Raw genomic sequence first — 19,865 nt, 5'->3', positions numbered from 1 at the left:
AAAGATGAGAATTAGAAAAGCCGACCATTCGGTCGGCTTTTCTTCAATTTAATTATAAAATTAATTCTGATAGACAGTAATTTTTCCATCATCTTCAGAACTCACAATAAATAGTGGCCTTCCATTTGGACTTTCTTCAGCTGGAATAAACAGCAATCCTTCCGGAGCATCATGTCCTGTGTCTCCAGGTCTAGTAATTCCATCCAAAACCTGAAGAAGTTGTAAACCTGCAGCACCATTTATTTGATAGACCATTATTGCATCTGATCTTTCCAGACCTACAAAGACGATGGTTTTTCCTCTTATTTCACCGATTTCGATTCCTTCTGCCTCTACCCCTTTGTTATCACTTCTTCCATCATCATAAAGATTAGGTTGGGCGGAGATTAAATCTTTTTCCAGCCTATTATAATCTCTTACCAATTCTCCAGTACTTCCATTCCAAATGGAAAAAGACCTTCCTCCGATCCCAAAAAGGACATCATAATCTCCATCTTGGTCTATATCACCTTGACTCGTTGTAATGGTTAGCCTACCCATATTTTCGTCTTCCTGAAGCCATTCAGCATTTGGAAAAGCGACAGGGTCCAAGTCTAAGTCTTTAATCCTTTCTTCTTCACTGAATCCGTCATAATCTCTAGTGTCGCCTTCATTCGCCGTGATTAAGAAATTGTTATTTCCGACTTGGAAAGTTTCAATGGCATCAGGCATGTAAAATGATAACAAAGGCCAATTTTGGAAATTTCCTGAGATTCCATCTCGATCACTCACATCAATTTCATTTCCTGAAAGCATATGGTCTTTCAATCCCATAGGAAAAATATCAGTAATCATTTTATTATTCAGGTCCACTTTTGCGATTCCATTATTTTCCTGTAAGGTTACCCAGGCAAAATCAGAAGAGGGGTCGATTGTCACATATTCTGGCTCTATATCTTGAGCAAATGTAGCATTGGGTCCAAAAATCCTAAAACCCTTAGCCTCTAACTCAGCACGTTGATTTTCGAAAGATTCAAAGCCGAGTGTAATCACTTCAAATCCTTTTTGAGTATCGATAATTGAGATGGAACCTTCTGGGTCAATATCATAATCATCATTTGGCTCCCCTTCATTGGCGGATACTATGTAGCGGCCATCAGGACTAAACGCAACCATGTCTGGAAGTGCGCCAACCGTCAAATTAGCAACTGGGGCCAATAAATTAGAAGTTTCGAATACCACGATGGTGCCTGGATCCGTTTTGGTTTTGGCTTCAATCGCAATGGCAAGCATTCCATTTTTTACTGCGACCGAATTAAGACCACCTCCAAAAGGAGTGATGTCAATTGGACTTAGTAAAGTTGGGTTTACCGGATCTGAAAAATCAATTACATCCACTTGCGAAAGGCCATCACTATTGTTTACTACGAATAGTTTTTGGGTAATGGGATCATAAGTAGTGATTTCAGCCGCTGCTTCTCCTCCAACTTTTAAGCTACTGATTTCATCAAAAGTGAGGCTAACTGGACCTGGAGAAGAAATCCTCTCTCTACAACTGGAGGCTAATACTCCAATTAAAAATACTAAGTAAAACTTTCTCATTTTTTATAAATGTTATTTAAAACTTTAGAGAATTAAATTACTTACTTGTGAGGGGATTGCACTTACTTGTTGATTATGATTACTTTAAAAAATCTTCAAAAAATTTAGGATTCCATAATATGGACTTAGCTTATGGTTAATAAATTGGAATCATGGAAAGAGCATAGATCCTTCTGCCAATCCAATTCTTTACCTTCGGATTTGGCTTTGATTTTCATTTTTACCGCTAAATCATGCGAATATTATTATCAGATTAAAAAAAATAAATACATTAGTAAAAAATATTAATAAAGTCTTTCTCATTTATGAAAAAAATGAGAGAAATTGAGTTTCAAAACCCATCATTATGAATGTAACCGCCATTGATTGGGGCATTATAGCCGCCTTCTTTGTGATCTCACTGTTAATTGGTCTTTTCACTGCCAAAAAAGCGGGAAGCTCTGCAAAAGAATTCTTCCTTTCAGGTAGAAACATGCCTTGGTGGCTATTAGGTGTTTCTATGGTTGCCACTACCTTTTCTGCAGATACTCCAAATTTGGTAACTGATATTGTCAGAAAGAATGGAGTCGCAGGTAACTGGGCATGGTGGGCTTTCCTTTTGACTGGGATGCTTACTGTTTTTGTGTATGCCAAGTTGTGGAGAAGATCAGAGGTTACTACAGACTTGGAGTTTTATGAATTAAGATACGCCGGTAAAGGCGCTGCATTTTTGAGAGCATTCCGTGCCATTTACCTCGGGGTGTTTTTCAATGTAGTGATCATGGCAACAGTTTCTCTTGCAGCTATTAAAATTGGTGGGGTTATGCTTGGGTTAAGTCCAATTCAGACCTTATTAATTGCATCCATTGTGACGGTGATTTACAGTTCCTTAGGCGGACTTAAAGGAGTATTACTTACCGATTTTTTCCAGTTCTTTATCGCGATGATCGGTTCCTTTGGAGCGGCATATTTTATTTTGGATCTCCCTGAAATCGGGTCCTTAAATAATTTGTTAGCCCATGAAAATGTTGCTGATAAATTAAATTTCCTTCCTGAGTTTTCAGATCCTAATGTCTATATACCATTGTTTATCATGCCAATTGCCATTCAATGGTGGGCTACTTGGTATCCAGGTGCTGAGCCTGGAGGAGGAGGGTACATCGCTCAGCGTATGCTATCTGCCAAGGATGAGAAAAATGCGATTGGGGCTACCTTGTTCTTTAATATTGCCCATTATGCCATGAGACCATGGCCTTGGATTTTAATTGCTTTATCTTCTTTGGTAATCTTCCCAAACATTTCGGATTTGCAGGCTGCCTTTCCAGAAATACCAGTTGATAAATTAGGAGATGACTTAGCATATTCTGCAATGTTGACCTATCTACCTACCGGGTTGATCGGTATCGTTCTGGCTTCTTTGATCGCAGCGGTGATGTCCACCTTGTCTACTCACTTGAATTGGGGATCATCCTATGTGGTAAATGATTTTTATTTAAGATTCGTCAAGCCTGATGCTTCAGATAAGCAACTAGTAGCTGTAGGAAGAATCTCTACAGTATTGTTAATGACCTTCTCAGCGATTTTAGCGTTGGCATTATCCTCAGCATTAGACGCATTCAATATACTATTACAGATTGGTGCTGGAACAGGTTTGATCTTTATTCTAAGATGGTTCTGGTGGAGAATTAATGCGTACACTGAAATATCCGCCATGGCGATTTCATTTGTAGTAGCGATCTTCTTTGAAGTCATCAATCCAAAAGTTAACTGGATTTTGATTCCTGAAAATCAGGCTTACCTCAAATTGATTTATAGTGTAAGTATTACGACCGTAGGTTGGTTGATCGTAACCTTCATTACCCAGCCAGAGAAAGACGAAGTATTGCTTTCTTTCTATAGAAAGGTTACCCCAGCGGCTTTCGGTTGGAAAAAAGTATTAGATAGATATCCGGCTGAAAAGCAAGTAATCGGCCAATTGCCAAAAGAAATTGGCTTGATGGTGATCGGAACGATCATGATTTATTCAGCATTATTCTCTACCGGATTCTTTATCTATGGGAATCTAATGGGCGGAATTATTGCCGGGGTAATTGCCGTGGCAGGAGGATTTATTTTGATTAAATCCTGGAAAAGTATCCATTAATCAATTTTGAAATTGTACGGAATTCATCAGGTGGGCCATGTCCACCTTGATGTATTCTATCACAGGAGCGAGTGAATCATTTTTTGTCGCAGTATTGAAATACAGCGCGCCTCTTAAGAAGTTTTTTGTCGAGTCGGTCACAAAAAACTGAAATTGAGTAGGAACTTCTCCTGTTAACTCTGCGATGACTCCAGTATATCCTTCAGGCGTAAGAGCGACAGATTCCTGAATCCCATAGGCTTTCACTTGATGCTTTGCAGTTAATTTGAACGCATCATTGGATAACTTTTCGAAACTCACCCCATCTCCGATTTTCTTATAGGTTAAATGGACTTTTGCTCCAAAATCCGCATAGTGTAAGTTGATCCACTCTTCTTCCTCTATATTAAAGGAATCTGCTTCTACCTGACTGTATTTCGAAAATTCCAACTGATATGGATATCCACTTGATAAAGTTTGAAAACTATGGGCAGGTAAGTCTATTCGGTTATATCCTGGAGGTTTTGGAAGGTAGGATTCCTCACAAGCCGTAAGTCCTAACAAAATAGGTATATACAAAAGAATTTTTCGCATAGCTTAAAATTAGCCAATAGGTTTGAAATGATGGGAGAATAGATGAAATTTAAAGTAGAAACAAACTCTTTATTCCATGAACAAAGTAATACGATTATTTGCAGGAGCGGTTTTCGCTTCATTTTTGATGCTGACAGCAGTAGTTGTCAATGCACAGACTACGATGGATGAGTATATGGTAAAATGGGAAAACACCAAGAATTATACCCTTGCCATTTTAGATAAAATGCCTGATTCTGGGATGGATTACAAAACCGACCCAAAGGCTATGTCTTTCAAAGGGCAAATCCATCACGTTGGAAATGCAATTGTTGGGATTTCTCAGGGGTTTCTCAAAGGTTCAGATCCGGGATTTGAAATCAATTTGGAAACCGCAAGTAGAGCAGAATTAGCTGAATATGTAAGCAAATGCTTTGATTATGGGAAGAAAACCTTAGCAGCATTATCTGCGGATGATCTTGGTGAAAAAATAGAGGTTTTTGGTAATACTGTATCTAGAAGGCAAGTTGCAGCATTATTGATGGATCATACTTCACACCATAATGGATCAGCAGTAGCTTATATTAGAGTTCAAGGTGCTGAACCGCCTGCTTATGTAGGGTTCTAAATTTATGATCATTTAAAAAAGTAAAGGCAGATCGGAGGATCTGCCTTTACTTTTTTATTCTGTAATCCAGGCAACTTTATCTTCCATTGTATCCCTTTTGCCAGCAGGCCATTGGTCGGTGGCTGGTTTAGCTACATAGAAGAAACCCATCAGCATATCTTCTCCTTCCAATCCAAAATCCTCTCTAGCTTCTGGCCAAAAGGTAGGGCCTCCCGTGCCCCAATATCCTGCTAATCCATAAGCTGAAGCAGTCAAATACATGTTTTGAACAGCCATCGCTACTGCAGAGATCTCTTCCATCAATGGAATTCCCTCAGATCGATTCAATAGAATTGCAATGACATGAGAAGCTTTTTGGGGGTTATTCAGAAATTTTTCATAGGTGGCCTCTATAAATGGAGTTCCATTTTTTCTGCTCTTTTTTATAAAGTTCAGCTTGATATTTCCCAAAAGTCTTTAATCCTTCTCCTTTATAGACGATAAATCTCCAAGGCTGAGTAAGTTTATGGGTAGGAGCCCAGCTGGCATTTTCCAACATCTCTTCAATGATGCTGTCCTCAATCGGATCATTTTCTTTAAACTGAGCGACAAACATGGATCTTCGTCCACGAATGATTTTATTGACTTCTTCTATATTGAAATCAGGTCTTTGCATGGTGATTTAATTTTTACTTTAATTCAAATCGGATTTTGAACAATTAAAGTTCAATGATTTGTTTTTTATTGGATCAATTTGGTCAAAAATTCACGAATGTCCTGGGATAATGCATCGAAGTCTTCTTGATGGTTATACATCATATGTCCTGCTTCATAATACTTCATTTCTATTCTCTCCTGGGGGAAATTATGCCTTGCAAAGGTGTATTCTGCATCAAAGAAGGGAGTAATCAAATCATAATATCCGTTGGCCACCATCACTTTCATAGCCGTATTTCTGTGCATGGCTTCACTTAAAGATCTGGCTGTACTCACGTAGGTAGGCTCCCAATATGCCCCATCTGGTACCGGTTTCCAATTCCAGTTTCCCCCCATTCCTACCGCAGAGGAATAATATGGTCTATCCATGACCACTCCCAATTCTCTCGTGACGTAATCATTCCAGGTAGCTGTATAAGCGGCACCAGTCATATAACTACTTGGATCTCCTAGCACTGGTCCCTCAGCAGCTTTGTCTGTTTCAGTAGCTAAATAGCGACCATCTAAAGTTCCGATTGCTTTTCCTTGGTCTCTTAGTAGTTCCTTCTTAAATCGATGCATTAAGATTTGATTATCGGAACGTAGGATGAAATCTTTATCTAGCCCGGTAAAGTAAACCAGTTTATCTGCAATGGCTGATTTTTCGCTTTCAGTCTGTTTTTCTCCTTTGTAAAGGGCCGTTAAATAATCATTATAAGCGAATTCTCTGGCTTCCTGAACAAAGGCCTCCAACTCTTTTCCTTCTCCTGCTTTATTATGGTACCAAGCAGTGGCCGCCATTGATGGTAGGTAAGTGAAGAACGATGTGATATTGTCCTCCCAAGAGGAAGAACCCGCGTAATCCAAGGCTTGTGAAATCAATATAATTCCATTGACTGCCATGGTTTGTCCTCCTCCTTCCAGGACTTCCGCAATTTTTGCTGCTCTTGTGGTCCCAAAGCTCTCTCCTGCGATAAACTTGGGTGCTTGCCATCTTCCATGTTTGGTAACCCAAATTCTCATGAATTGGGCAATGGATCTCGCGTCTTCATTCAATCCCCAAAAGTCCTCGTTTTCACCAACACCTTCTACTTGACTATAACCTGTGCCTATCGGGTCTATAAAAACCAAATCGGTGATGTCCAAAAGCGCCTGTGGATTGTCCACAAATGTGTAAGGAGCAGACCCATCATCCATTGTAGCTCCTGAGTCAGTCTTGACTACTTTAGGCCCAAAGAAGCCCATATGTAGCCAGAATGAGGCTGAGCCTGGTCCACCATTAAAAATAAAGGTGACAGGACGCTTAGAAGAGTCCACACCCATTCTGATATAGGCAGTACTCCATAAGCCAGCTGTAACTTCTCCTTTTGAATTACGAAGGAAGGTCTCACTTACTACTGCCTTATAGTCTACCTTTTGACCATTAAAAGTACCTGACATGGCCTTTTCAAACTTAATTGGATCTCGGTTCACCTCATTTTTTTCAGCCTTCTCCTCTTGAGCAAAAGATTGGGAGATCATACCAAGCAAAAAGACTAAAATCGAAAGATTGGTTTTCATGGTTGATGTTGATATTAAATCGTTGAAGATTATTTTAATAATTGAATGCTACTTTGATACCCCCATACCAATTTCTGGTGGGGGCTGGTTGATAATATCTTCCACCAAACGGATTCAAATCATTCCCCAAAGAATAACTTTCATTCAGTAAGTTGTCTACCCCACCAAAAGCTTCAAGTTCCCAGGATTTGCCCAGCCACTTGGACCAACCAAATCTTAGGTTGACCAAGTTATAGGAATCCTGATAGACGGTATTCGCATCATTTAATGGGATTTCATCCGTAAACTGATGAGTGAAATTAAGGTAAATTCCTGGAGCAGTTCGAAAATCTAACCTACTTACTACCGTGTTGGGTGAAACTCCGGTAAGGTCATTTCCTGAATAGTCATTATCTCGTTTCTGGTAGTCTTTGAATTTGAAATAATGTCCAGTAAAGGCGGTGCCGATTTTCAAATCTCTTAGAAATGCATTGTTGTTTTGAATCAAGGCATAGTCGATGGAAGCTTCAATCCCTTTTTGGTCTGTAGCTCCAGCATTTCTGAATAATACCACCCCCTGCTCGTTGGTGTAAGTTGTAATGGTTTGTTTTAATTGAAAGTAAAACGCGGTGGCTTCAATATTCAATCTGTCTTTTCCCATTCTATATCCTATCTCTGTATTCAGTCCTTTTTCGGCCTCTAAGTCCAAGTTGAGACTACCCTCGTTGGTTCTTACTTCGTCGATGGTAGGAGGGGAAAAACCACTGCTGATACTAGTGAACAGGGAAGAGGAGGGATTAAGCAGGTAGTTAAATGCCAATCTTGGGACGACTATTGGATCAAAGCTTCTTTTCTGTACTCCTAAATCTCCTCCTGCAGCATCTACCAATCGGTCAATCTCAAAACTTGAGAAATTCTCACTTAGCCCAAGCGTTATCAATAATTTTTCTGTCCCCTGCCATTCAGCCTGTTGGAAAAGGAATCCTTGAGTTGCTGTTAGTTTATCTGCAAATCGTATGGTGTCCGCAACTCCACCCCGGTTACCAAAGTTTTGTGCGTCAGTATAACTGGTTTGATATTCTCCACCTGCAATGATTCTTAACTCTTTTCCTCCAAGGTCAGTGTCAAATGTAAATTTGGTCCTTCCTCCAAAACCAAATCCCAATTCTTTCTTGTAATCCAAATTGAATGGGTTTTCAAAATCATTGGTATTTATATAGACTACCGTGTTGTTGTTTATTTTTTCTGAAAAATTGTACAAATGAGCGAATGAAGCAAAAACAGATTGCTGGAAAATCGAGCTATTTTGTTCAACTGATCCAGGTCTTGCCTGGGTTGGGTCCTCTGCAACTTGGTCGGCATTAAGGCCCCCAGGAATTTGATAATTCAAGTCCGAAATCAAGAGCTGAGTTCTAATTTCCTGCTCTTTGGAAACAGGGAAATAGCCTCCCAATTGAAAAACTTTTCTATCCATAGCAGATTGTTCCCGGTACCCATCTGATTTTTGTTGGACAAATGCGGCGTCAAAGCCCCTTGTCCTACTTGCTGGGATAAACCAATCCGATACCGGGACATCCCAAAGCTTCCGGCAGAAAAATCCGTACTGACTCTTCCTCCATTGGGATCTGCTTTACTGGCCAAATTGATTACACCACCGTTTCCAGCACCATAAATACTTCCAGAAGGCCCCTTGATCACCTCAGCCGTTCGGATATTTGTCAAGTCAAGGAGGTTTAAAGCCGTGGTTCCATCGGGGGAAGTAAAGGGAACTTCATTCCAATAAACTTTAACATTTCTTACTCCAAAAGGGGCCCGTAAGGAACTACCACGAATAGACACTCGATAGGAAGCGGGGGCTCTTTCTTCAATCCTGATCCCAGGTTTCGTGTTAAAGGAATTGACTATAGAAGTTTCGTTAAAGCGATTGAGGTCTCTTTCATTGACAACCGAAATTGAAGCGGATTGCTCCAAAATAGGGCGTTCTGATTCGAAAGCTGAAACTGTGACAGCCGATAGATTGTAGATAGTAGGTTGAAGAGTTAATTCATGATTCCCTGGGCCAAATGCCTTTTCCAATTTTTCATATCCTTCTAAAGCAAATGATATGACTATGGTATTGGTTTCTGGGATCGAAATTTCTCCTTCCGAATCTGTACTTGTTAAGGGATGCCCTTCTGCTTTCACCCTCACATTTTCTAAAGGTGAATTTGAGTTTCCATCTAAAACTCGAATATTGATTTGTGCACTTAGGTGAAAACTAAAGAGCAGAAATAATATCGTTAATGCTTTTTTCATAATCGAAAAATAACAGGATTGTCCGACAGATAAGTGAGATTCTCCATCAAAGGTTTCAATTAATTAAATCAAATGAAGAATTTCAATGAATCTATTTTGGTATTGATGTAATTCTATTTGGAATATTTAGCGAAATAGGATACTTTCTATGGCTTTCTTTTACGGATTCAATGTTGAAGAAAGAATTTTAATAAACCCAAAATTATTCTTGAATATGCGAGTTGGCTTTCCTCTTTGCCTAGGGGTTTTGATTCTATTTTCATGTGAATCGAATCAAATTTCCAATGAATATGATCCTGAATCGTTTATTGATCCTGAACTTTTTAAAGATCACATTCGAGTAACAGACTTTCAAACTCCAGAAGAAGAGATGGCAGGCTTCCACCTACCTCCGGATTTGAAATTAATCTTTTTGCTTCTGAACCTGACATTACCAAACCCATCAATATGGAGTTTGATGATCAAGGTAGGCTTTGGGTAACTCATTCTATAGAATATCCTTATGAAGCTTCGATAGGTTCTGGTCAGGATAAGATTACGATTTTAGAAGATACCGATGGAGATGGGAAAGCAGATAAGTTTACTGATTTTGCCAGTGATTTGAATATTCCCATTGGCATTATGCCGGTAAAAGGAGGGGCCATTGCCTACAGTATTCCGAATATCTATTTTTTGAAGACAAAGATGGGGATGATCAATACGATGAAAAAAGGTGCTGGTTGGACCTTTTGGCCATGAGGATACACATGGTATGATCAATAATTTTATGAGAGGCTTAGATGGGTGGATTCATTCATCTCATGGCTTCAGAAATGAATCAAAAGTGGCTGGGGCTGATCATGATTCTATCAGTATGACTTCTGGGAACACCTTCCGTTTTAAAATTGATGGGAGCCAGGTAGAACAAACCACCTATGGAAGGGTAAACCCCTTTGGTTTTGCTTTAGATGATTTAGGGAATCTCTATTCAGCCGATTGCCATTCCATGCCGATATACCAACTCATTAACCAAGGGGATTATCCTCATTTTGGAAAGAAGGCTCCTGGCTTGGGTTTTGGACCCGCCATGATGGATTATCAGATTGGATCTACAGCGCTTTCCGGATTGGAATATTACAATGGTTCGGCTTTTCCTGAAGAGTATAGAAATAGTTTTTATTCAGGGGATGTAGTGGCTTGTAGAGTGAGTAGGAATACCATTGTTTATAACGGATCTACACCTCAGGCAGTCCCTCAGCAGGATTTCCTAGTGAGTGAAGACCCTTGGTTCCGGCCAGTAGATATTAAAATTGGGCCAGATGGAGCGCTGTATATCGCTGATTTTTACAATAGAATCATTGGACACTATGAAGTTCCTTTGGATCACCCGGGACGAGATAGAAAAAGTGGAAGAATCTGGAGAATAACCTATAGAGGAAGGACCAATGAAAAGATGGATTGGTCAAAAGCTACCCTCGATCAATTATTGGAAGGTTTAGGAAGTAGTGTTATCAGTCAACGTATCATGGCTTCAAACCGATTAGTGGATTATAAAGCGGAGGAATCAGTTCCTGCTTTGAAAAAGTTGCTATCTGACCGAACGGCCTCCACAAAGCAAAAAGTTCATGTGCTTTGGGTGTTAAAAAGGTTAAATCAACTCGATTATGAAGAGTTGGAAAATGCTGCAACAAGCGATGAACAGGAATTGAGTGTGCATGCATTTCGGGTGTTAAGTGAATATGAGAAGATAAATGATCTGGAGAGGCAATTGGCGAAAAATGGTTTGAAGTCAGAGGATCCACATGTTCAACGAGCCGCAGCCGAGGTCTTAGTTAGACATCCCGAAGCTTCTCAAATCACGAATTTGGTTGAGGCTGTTCAAGGAGTTCCTGATAAGGACTCTCATCTGAAATACACCTTGATGATTGCACTACGCGATCACTTAAAAAATGATGAGATTTTAAATACGGCAGTAGCAGAGAATTGGGGGCAACTGGAAACTTCCATTCTCATGGACGCGATGACGGATGTGCCTTCGTCTATTGCTTCTGAATTTATTTTTACCAATCTGAAGAAACATGAATATCCTCATGATAGACTTGTTCAATATTTCGCGCACGTAGGGAGATATATCCCAGAAGGGCAAATAAATGAAGGGATTAATCTGATCCGGCAAAAATTTGAAAACGATCCCTCGGCTCAATTTGCTTTGTTTCAAACCATTCAATCAGGATTGAATCAACGTGGTGGAATCATTGATAGGGAACAAATGAAAGACTGGTCTATCAGTTTTGCAAAAGCTTTCATCACTGATTTGGAAGAACAACCTGCTCCGGTAGCAGATGCTCCCTCAGCCCATGCAGATGAGGCTTATGAATTTTATGAAGAGATTGCCCGACAACAGGCCTTTGCAGCGCAGATTGCTAGCCAATACTCCTTACTGGATTTTCAAGAGGGGTTGACAGAATTACTTCAATCCGATTGGGCAAAAAACAGGCCTCGGGCCCAAGCTGCAAAAGCATTGATTGATATCAGCCCGGATGAACAGATTGATTTGGTTGCAGAAATTTTAAATGCTCCTGGGGAAGATCTTGCTTTCAGGGAAGAATTGGCCAGAACGATTGGTGTGAGCAACGATCCTAAGGTCTTAAACATCCTGAATGATGCTATAAAAGATGCTCCGAGTGGACTACAGGTGGCGATTGCTTCCGTTTTTGTGAATAGCCCGATAGGGAGAGAGTATTTGTTGACAGCTGCTAAATCAGAAGTGATTCCTCCTAGAATTTTGTTGGATAGAAGAATAAATGAGCAGCTTTTGGCTCAAATGAGTTCTTCCGAAAGGAAAGATTACGATCAGCTTACCTCAGGATTGGAATCCGTATTGGAAGAGCGGGAAAAGCTAATTGAAGCGAGATTAGCCAGGTTTGTACCAAAACCCGATCTAGAAAAAGGGAAAGCAGTCTTTGTAAATGTTTGTGCAGTTTGCCATCAAATTGAAGGACAAGGAGGAGTAGTTGGCCCCCAGCTGGATGGAATTGGGAATTGGGGTAGAAGGGCTTTGACAGAAAAAGTTTTAGACCCCAATAGGACTATTTCCCAGGCGTTCAAAACGTATACGATTACTCTAAAAAATGGAGAAGTATTGTCTGGTTTGTTCCGAAGAACAGAGGGTGAGTTGGAGGTATATGCTAGCAATGATGGGAAAGAATTTTCGGTAAGAAAAGATGAGATTCAAAACAAGAAAGTATCCCAATACACCTTGATGCCAGATAATTTCGGGGAAAGTATTTCTGAGGAAGACTTTGATGCGTTGATCGGGTATTTATTGACTCAAAAATAATTTTTTGAAGATAAAAAGTATGGAATAAGAATTCTGAATTAATTAATTGGCCATGAGATTCTTTCCTTTTTCATTTCTATCGGTAATGCTCATTAGTATTACTTGTGAAGCTCAATTGATGGCGAATCGGGATAAAAGCCTGGATATTCCATTCAAGAAAACGGTTCTGTTTTCTGATTTTGTATCTGAAGGGGTAGCTTTAGGCGATGTGAATCAAGATGGATTGACGGATGTAATGGCTGGGCCGTTTTGGTTTGAGGCACCTAATTGGGTCCGACATGAGATTTATGAACCTAAGGTGTTTTTCCCAGAAAAAGAATGGAGTAATTCCATGCTCAATTTTTCTATGGATGTGAACCAAGACGGATGGATTGATTTCATTAGAGTTGACTTTCCCGGAAAAGCGGTGTATTGGCATGAAAACCCCAGAGGAAAGGAATTGAATTGGAAGGAGCATTTAATCCATGAAACCGTCGGCAATGAGTCTCCTGGCTTTTATGATATTGACGGTGATGGTAGAAAAGATATTCTTTGTGGAGATGTTGCTAACAAGCAAATGATATGGCTCAAGGCTCCCAATGATCCCAAAGATTTATCCTGGGGAAAATATTCGATTAGCCTTCCTAATACACCCGGTTCGGAAAATTTCTCTCATGGTTTGGGCTATGGAGATATTAATGGAGATGGAAAAAACGATGTAATCATTCGTGAAGGCTGGTGGGAAGGTCCAGCAGATGTAACTCAGCCTAATTGGAAATGGAATCCAGCTAACTTGGGAGAACCTAGTTCCCAAATGTATGCTGTAGATATGAATGAGGATGGATACATCGACGTGTTTGCTACTTCCGCACACGAACGTGGGATTTGGTATCATGAAAATCTAGGCGATGGAAGTGATCAAAAATTCAACACCTATACATTGACAGAGGAAATGTCTGAACCCCATGCAGTAGCTTTTGTAGATATTAATGGAGATGGGAGAAAGGATTTTGTTACTGGCAAAAGGTATTATGCCCATATGAGAGAAGGTACTGGGGCCTTAGAGCCAGCCTATTTATATTGGTTTGAATATATTCCTGGGGAGAATCCTAAATGGCTAGCACATCAAATTGATGATGACTCCGGAGTAGGACTCAATGTGGTAGCAGAAGATATCAACCAAGATGGTTTGGTAGATGTAGTGGTTGCAAATAAGAAAGGAATTTTTGTTTTTGAACAAATCTCGAATTAGTCCCCCCAAGTATAAATATTGGATTGGAAAGAGGTAATTGTAAAATGACTTGCTGAAGGAGAGGTTTTGGTGAATTATTATTTTGAAAAATTGATTTCAACCAAACGAATCATGGTTGTTTGTTTTTTTAGAAAAACCCAAGGGTACTTTTTGTAAATTTTTCATTAATATTCGAGTCAGAATTTGCTTTACCCATCAGAAATTTAAAGTCATGAAGAAGTATATATGGCCAGCTTTATTGCTGGGACTTACCTTTTGTCAAGAAAAAGGAGCTCCAATTACACCCGTTGAGCCGACTCCAGCACCTCGCCAAATTGCATGGCAGGAATTGGAATATTATGGATTCCTTCATTTCAATATGAATACATTTTCTGATCGTGAGTGGGGTTTTGGGGATGAAAGACCAGAACAGTTCAATCCTACAGCATTGGATGCCAGGCAATGGGCTAGAGTAGCCAGTGAAGCGGGAATGAAAGGGTTGATCATTACCGCCAAGCACCATGATGGATTCGTTCTTTGGCCATCTGCTTATACAGAGCATTCTGTCAAAAACAGTCCCTGGAAAGATGGAAAAGGGGATTTGATCAAAGATTTATCGGAAGCTTGTAAAGAGTATGGATTGAAATTTGGGATTTATTATTCTCCATGGGATAGAAATCATCCTGATTATGGAAAGCCAGAATACATCACCTACATGAGAAATCAGCTGACCGAGTTACTGACCAATTATGGGGAGATTTTTGAAGTTTGGTTTGATGGAGCCAATGGTGGAGATGGATATTACGGGGGAGCGAATGAAACCCGAAAAGTGGATAAATTAACCTATTATAAGTGGCCAGAAGTTTATGAACTGGTAAGAGAATTACAGCCAAATGCTGTGATGTTCAGTGATGGTGGACCGGATGTCAGATGGGTTGGAAATGAGCATGGAGAGGCTTTTGAAACTAACTGGGCGAACTTGATGCGTGATTCGGTGTATGCCGGAATGCCGGATTATCCTCAGAAATATGCTCCAGGTCAGGAAAATGGAACGCACTGGGTTCCAGCAGAAACCAATGTATCCATTCGTCCAGGATGGTATTATCATACTTATGAAGATCACCGGGTGAGAAGTCTGGCTAATTTGGTGGATATCTATTACAATAGTATTGGCAGAAACACTTCTTTATTGATAAATTTCCCAATTGACACTCGAGGGCTGATTCATGAAAATGACGAAGAAGCCATATTGAAATTGGGGGAAAAGATCAAAGAAGATTTTGCGGTCAATTTGGTCTCTCAGGCAGCTGTATCTGCTTCGGTTGAAAGAGGTTCGGATTATGTTTCTGAAAACGTTCAAGACGAGGATTATGAAACTTATTGGTCCGTGCCAGATGGACAAAAATCAGGAAGTATAGAAATTGATTTTGGAAAACCAACCGTTTTCAACAGATTATTGATTCAAGAATATGTGGTTTTGGGTCAGCGGATCAAAGCTTTTTCTTTAGAAAAAGAAGTGAATGGAAACTGGGAAAAGGTAACAGAAGCAACGACTGTAGGTCATAAACGGATTTTAAGGTTCCCAGATACGGAAGCACAAAAAATAAGAGTAAACTTCTTGAATTCCAAGGATGTGCCAGTGATTGCAGAAGTAGGTGTTTACCATGCACCAAAGCTTTTGTTGCCACCAACTACTAAAAGATCCACTTCAGGAGAAGTGACTTTAACTGCACCGGATACCAATTTGGAATTATATTATACCTTGGATGGAAGCAATCCAACGAAGGATAGCCAATCATATACGGGTCCAATTCCAGTAACTAAAGCGACAACCTTGCTAGCAAGTTCTTATGACCCTGCCACCGGTAAAATCTCTGATCCTGTTCGACTGGATCTGGACTTGCCAAAGGGGACTTGGAAAGCCATTGGAGATGAGGATGCGAAAGCCATCGATGAAAATACCTATACGTATTTCACTAGCAAGAACGGGATGTTAACCATAGATTTGGGAGAACCAATCGAAATCCAAGGTTTCAGCTATATGCCAATGCAGGCAAGGTATCCAAGTGGAATCATTACCAATTTTGAGTTTCAGATAAGTGCAGATGGGAATTCCTGGAAAACGGTGGCTTCTGGTGAATTTTCCAACATTGTAAATAGCCCAATTGAGCAATTGGTACGATTTGATCCGGCCAATGCAAAGTTCATTCGATTGAAAGCAACCAAAACTGCCGATGGCAATGGAGCTACATTTGGTGAAGTAGGAGTCTTAACAAACTAGTCTAGCCGATAAGTTTGGGCAAAATGTGCCATCAATCATAAAAAAATAGATTTTGATTACCTTTTTGGTTACATTATTTGCCCGATTTAAAACTTACCCAAAATAATATATCTATGAATAGAAGGATTGCCCTGAGGCATCTGGCATTGATTTCAGGAGGATTGGCATTTATCCCTTCCTGTGATTTCAGCTCTGATGATATCCTCACCGCGTATGAGAATTTAAAAATCACCCAATCCCAGAAGCAATTGCTAGGGGATATATCCAATGTTATTATTCCAGCTGGAGAGATTAAAGGTGCTCTTGAGATTGAAGTTCCTGATTTTATTTTGGTCATGGTGGATGATTGTTTGACCTCAGAGCAGCAAACGCTGTTCACCACAGGTTTGACCGCGTTTCCTGACTATGCAAAGAAGACCGGGAATGGAAACTTTAGCGGATTGAGTAATAAAGAAAAAGAAACTATCATCCTTTCTGGACAGAAATTGGAAGGAGATGAAACAGAAGAAGGTGCTACTAACAAAGCAATTTCTTATTTTTGAATACAACCAAACGATTTACCATTCAAGGCTATATGGCCTCCGAATATATCCAGTCTGAAATTATGCCATATTCACTAATTCCAGGGGCTTACAATGGCTCTGTTTTGATCTCGGATATCCAAAAACCTAGAATCAATGGCTAATCTAAATATCCAAAGTAAAGAACAACGTACTTACGAAGCCATTGTCATCGGATCTGGGATCAGCGGAAGCTGGGCAGCGAAAGAATTATGTGATTTGGGTGTAAAAACCTTGATGTTGGAACGTGGAAGGAATGTGGAGCATATCAAGGATTATCCAACCACCAATATGCTTCCTTATGAATTTGAGCATAGAGGTCAGATTCCTCAAAAAATCAAAGATGAAAATCCTGTTGTCAGCAAGTGTTACGCGTTCCGTGAGGATGCGATGCATTTCTTTGTCAAAGACGCTGAGCATCCCTATGTACAGGAAAAACCCTTTGATTGGATTCGTGGCTATCAAGTAGGAGGAAAGTCACTATTATGGGCCAGACAAGTACAGCGTTGGTCTGACTTTGATTTTGAAGGACCGGCCAGAGATGGTTTTGCGGTAGATTGGCCGATCCGATACAAGGATATTGCTTCTTGGTACAGCCATGTGGAGAAGTTTGCCGGAGTTTCTGGAAACAAAGACGGGCTTCCTAATTTGCCAGATGGGGAGTTTTTGCCTGGCTATGATTTAAATATTGTGGAGAAGCACTTTCAAGAACAACTGAAAAAGAATTATGGCAATGATCGTCATATGATTTCTGCCCGTTGTGCACACATCCATGAGGCTAGGCCAGAATTTACTGCGCAAGGCAGGGCTTTTTGCCAAAATAGGAACCTCTGCCAAAGAGGATGTCCTTTTGGTGGCTATTTCAGTTCCAATTCTTCGACTATTCCATGGGCATTGAAAACTGGGAATCTGACATTGAGACCAGATGCCGTGGTTCATTCCATCATTTATGATGATGCGGCGGGAAAAGCAACTGGAGTAAGAATCATTGATGCGCATACGAAAGAAATGGAGGAGTTTTATGCTCCGGTGATTTTCCTGAATGCAGCGGCTTTGAACTCCAATTTGATCTTAATGAATTCCACTTCCAATCGTTTTCCAAACGGTTTAGGGAATGACAATGGTCTATTAGGTAAATATGTGGCCTTCCATAATTACAGAGCTCAGGTTTCTGGGCAGTATGAAGGTCATTTAGAGTACACCACTTCGGGAGGAAGACCTACCAGTGGGTATTTTCCAAGATTCCGAAATGTGTACAAGCAAGAAACGGATTTCCTACGGGGTTATGCAGCTGGTTTCTCCGCGAGCCGTGGGGTAAGGCCTAATACAGAAGGAATCGGAATGGATTTGAAAAACAATTTGCTAAATCCTGATCAATACGGTCCTTGGTATGTGGGTTCGCATATGATGGGAGAGACCATTCCAAAGGAAAGCAATTATGTGGTCTTGGATCCAAACTTGACGGATCCATATGGTATGCCTCAGCTGAAAATAAATGTGGATTACGATGACAATGATGAGAAGATGATCAAGGATTATCAAGAGCAGATGTCAGAGATGTTTGAGAAAGCTGGTTTTACCAATATTCGAGTGAATGATGACCACCGGGTTCCGGGTTTAGATATCCATGAAATGGGAGGCGTAAGAATGGGCAAAGACCCGAAAACATCCCTGCTGAATGCCAACCATCAGCTTCATGCCGTTCCGAATGTCTATGTCACTGATGGAGCAAGTATGACTTCTACTTCTACGCAAAACCCTTCCTTAACTTATATGGCTTTTGCGGCAAGAGCAGCACATCATGCGGTTGCGGAAAGCAAAAAATAAGTCTGAAAGTCAGAAATCTAAAATCAGAAGTCTGAAAATGGGCTAGAAGTCATTTCGACTGTAGCTTGCGAAAGGAGCCTTCCTACTGGAGGTAGGAAATCTCTCTAAAATAAACCATTTCAAAAACCCTCTTGGAATAGATTCTGGGAGGGTTTTTTGATCTTCGGGTTTCTAAGATCTTTTTAGCTCTTCGGGATTTGCAATCCCGAAGTTTTTTCCGAAGATTTTTAATCTTCAATTAAGTATCGACTTTACTTTAAAGAATATTATTTCAATTTAAACAAGGATTACCTAAATTATTAGATGGTTCGGTTTGTAGGATTGAAAATCTTATAATTAAGGTTCAGGATTGCAAATCCTGAACAGCGGACCTCTAAATTACTGGATTTTAAATCCTACGATCTAAGTTCAGGATTGCATCCTCGCTAGCAATCGGGACCTGAACAGCTGGGCTTTAGGTGTGAATTTAGAATCCTGTAACGATGATTAATGATGAAAAGATATAATATAATTTTCGTTTTAAGTTCAATGATTTATATGCTCATTGCTAATGAAAGTTCTGCGCAATTGTCTAAAGAACAATATGATGTCCTCAATGTTAGTTACAAGGATACTTCTGTAAAATTGTTCAACTACACTATTGAAACTAAAGTCTGGAGCAAATTTTTAAATTCAAGTGATTTAAACTTTTACAAGTCTGCAACTTGTGATTTCTTCGATGAAGAATTTATTTTGGCTAGCCAAGAAGTTGAATCTAAACTTTGGGGATTGCACAGCAAACACTTAGAAAAAAGAAACTCCCCGCTGGGATCGAGATTGTTGATAGATATGATCTTGTTCTTGTTAGAACAACTGAACCTATTATTGTTGGTAAGTATGCTTTTGTTTTTCAAGAGGCCGAAGATAATCAGTTTCTGTTTATCCTTATTAAAGAAAATGGAAAGTGGAATAGGCGATGTTCATTGGATTTATATCAAGAACCGTTTGTGGACCCAATTATCAAGTAGTATAAGTCTTCGGAGTTTGTGTTTGAAAAAGGGCCATACTCACCTGTTACTAAGGATTTAAGTTTTAAAGTTAGAAAACAAATCTAATAATGGAGTCAGTCCGAGCGGAGTCGAGGACAATTAAATTTTCATGTTTGAACAAGGCTTCGACTCCGCTCAGCCTGACACATTAACTAGCTCTTCGGGATTTGCAATCCCGAAGTACTTTTTTTAAGTTTTTCAACCACTAAATTACTGGATTATTAATCCTATGATCTAAGTTTAGGATT

At 39.9% G+C, this 19,865-nt stretch carries 18 protein-coding genes; 11 read left to right on the top strand and 7 right to left on the bottom strand.

Features of this window, described 5'->3' with window-relative positions:
• Nucleotides 1–60: 60 nt before the first annotated feature.
• Nucleotides 61–1,581, bottom strand: a complete 1,521-nt coding sequence (locus V8V91_RS13560) for a choice-of-anchor I family protein (protein ID WP_373400566.1) — start codon at nt 1,579–1,581, stop codon at nt 61–63.
• 346 nt (nt 1,582–1,927) lie between these two features.
• Here V8V91_RS13560 and V8V91_RS13555 point away from each other — a divergent pair, with 346 nt between their 5' ends.
• Complete coding sequence (locus V8V91_RS13555; RefSeq protein WP_373400564.1) at nt 1,928–3,703, top strand: sodium:solute symporter family protein; 1,776 nt, start codon at nt 1,928–1,930, stop codon at nt 3,701–3,703.
• On the opposite strand, the gene gldD is transcribed toward V8V91_RS13555, so the two are convergent.
• On the bottom strand, nt 3,704–4,276 hold the full coding sequence (gene gldD, locus V8V91_RS13550) for a gliding motility lipoprotein GldD (RefSeq protein ID WP_373400563.1): 573 nt from the start codon (nt 4,274–4,276) through the stop codon (nt 3,704–3,706).
• A 76-nt stretch (nt 4,277–4,352) separates the two neighbouring features.
• Between gldD and V8V91_RS13545 the strand changes: the two genes are divergently transcribed.
• The gene (locus V8V91_RS13545) at nt 4,353–4,883 is read left to right on the top strand and encodes a DinB family protein (RefSeq protein WP_373400562.1); all 531 of its coding nucleotides are present in this window, start codon (nt 4,353–4,355) and stop codon (nt 4,881–4,883) included.
• A gap of 54 nt (nt 4,884–4,937) precedes the next feature.
• On the opposite strand, the gene V8V91_RS13540 is transcribed toward V8V91_RS13545, so the two are convergent.
• From V8V91_RS13540 to V8V91_RS13520, 5 genes are all read right to left on the bottom strand, one after another.
• Entirely contained in the window at nt 4,938–5,210 is a 273-nt protein-coding gene (locus V8V91_RS13540; protein ID WP_373400561.1) for a hypothetical protein, read from the bottom strand.
• A 49-nt stretch (nt 5,211–5,259) separates the two neighbouring features.
• Nucleotides 5,260–5,538: a nitroreductase family protein gene (locus V8V91_RS13535; protein WP_373400560.1), complete on the bottom strand. Its 279-nt coding sequence runs from the start codon at nt 5,536–5,538 to the stop codon at nt 5,260–5,262.
• A gap of 65 nt (nt 5,539–5,603) precedes the next feature.
• Nucleotides 5,604–7,118, bottom strand: coding sequence for a S10 family peptidase (locus V8V91_RS13530; protein ID WP_373400559.1), 1,515 nt, complete (start codon nt 7,116–7,118; stop codon nt 5,604–5,606).
• Between the two features lie 34 nt (nt 7,119–7,152).
• Nucleotides 7,153–8,571 carry a TonB-dependent receptor domain-containing protein gene (locus tag V8V91_RS13525; RefSeq protein ID WP_373400557.1) on the bottom strand — a complete coding sequence of 473 codons (1,419 nt, stop codon included), beginning with the start codon at nt 8,569–8,571 and terminating at the stop codon, nt 7,153–7,155.
• Nucleotides 8,496–9,392, bottom strand: coding sequence for a TonB-dependent receptor plug domain-containing protein (locus V8V91_RS13520; protein ID WP_373400556.1), 897 nt, complete (start codon nt 9,390–9,392; stop codon nt 8,496–8,498). Before V8V91_RS13520 ends, V8V91_RS13525 begins: the two co-directional genes overlap by 76 nt.
• A gap of 214 nt (nt 9,393–9,606) precedes the next feature.
• Between V8V91_RS13520 and V8V91_RS13515 the strand changes: the two genes are divergently transcribed.
• The 9 genes from V8V91_RS13515 (at nt 9,607) to V8V91_RS13475 (ending at nt 19,596) form a co-directional block, all read left to right on the top strand.
• Nucleotides 9,607–9,873, top strand: a complete 267-nt coding sequence (locus V8V91_RS13515) for a hypothetical protein (protein ID WP_373400555.1) — start codon at nt 9,607–9,609, stop codon at nt 9,871–9,873.
• Complete coding sequence (locus V8V91_RS13510; protein WP_373400554.1) at nt 9,840–10,130, top strand: hypothetical protein; 291 nt, start codon at nt 9,840–9,842, stop codon at nt 10,128–10,130. The genes V8V91_RS13515 and V8V91_RS13510 overlap by 34 nt, the downstream gene beginning before the upstream one ends.
• A 13-nt stretch (nt 10,131–10,143) precedes the next feature.
• Nucleotides 10,144–12,711 (top strand): c-type cytochrome, encoded by a 2,568-nt coding sequence (locus tag V8V91_RS13505; protein WP_373400553.1) that lies wholly within the window; start codon nt 10,144–10,146, stop codon nt 12,709–12,711.
• 52 nt (nt 12,712–12,763) lie between these two features.
• On the top strand, nt 12,764–13,942 hold the full coding sequence (locus tag V8V91_RS13500) for an FG-GAP repeat domain-containing protein (RefSeq protein ID WP_373400552.1): 1,179 nt from the start codon (nt 12,764–12,766) through the stop codon (nt 13,940–13,942).
• 211 nt (nt 13,943–14,153) lie between these two features.
• Complete coding sequence (locus V8V91_RS13495; protein ID WP_373400551.1) at nt 14,154–16,202, top strand: alpha-L-fucosidase; 2,049 nt, start codon at nt 14,154–14,156, stop codon at nt 16,200–16,202.
• A gap of 113 nt (nt 16,203–16,315) precedes the next feature.
• On the top strand, nt 16,316–16,744 hold the full coding sequence (locus tag V8V91_RS13490) for a gluconate 2-dehydrogenase subunit 3 family protein (RefSeq protein ID WP_373400549.1): 429 nt from the start codon (nt 16,316–16,318) through the stop codon (nt 16,742–16,744).
• Nucleotides 16,741–16,887 (top strand): hypothetical protein, encoded by a 147-nt coding sequence (locus V8V91_RS13485; RefSeq protein WP_373400548.1) that lies wholly within the window; start codon nt 16,741–16,743, stop codon nt 16,885–16,887. The genes V8V91_RS13490 and V8V91_RS13485 overlap by 4 nt, the downstream gene beginning before the upstream one ends.
• Nucleotides 16,880–18,589: a GMC oxidoreductase gene (locus tag V8V91_RS13480; RefSeq protein WP_373400547.1), complete on the top strand. Its 1,710-nt coding sequence runs from the start codon at nt 16,880–16,882 to the stop codon at nt 18,587–18,589. The genes V8V91_RS13485 and V8V91_RS13480 overlap by 8 nt, the downstream gene beginning before the upstream one ends.
• Before the next feature lie 761 nt (nt 18,590–19,350).
• Nucleotides 19,351–19,596: a hypothetical protein gene (locus V8V91_RS13475; protein ID WP_373400546.1), complete on the top strand. Its 246-nt coding sequence runs from the start codon at nt 19,351–19,353 to the stop codon at nt 19,594–19,596.
• The last annotated feature ends 269 nt before the right edge of the window (nt 19,597–19,865 follow it).

The organism is Algoriphagus halophilus (assembly GCF_041729275.1).
GTDB lineage: Bacteria > Bacteroidota > Bacteroidia > Cytophagales > Cyclobacteriaceae > Algoriphagus > Algoriphagus halophilus_A.
The sequence above is the reverse complement of the archived record's forward strand: the minus strand, read 5'-3'. Positions and strand labels throughout refer to the sequence as shown.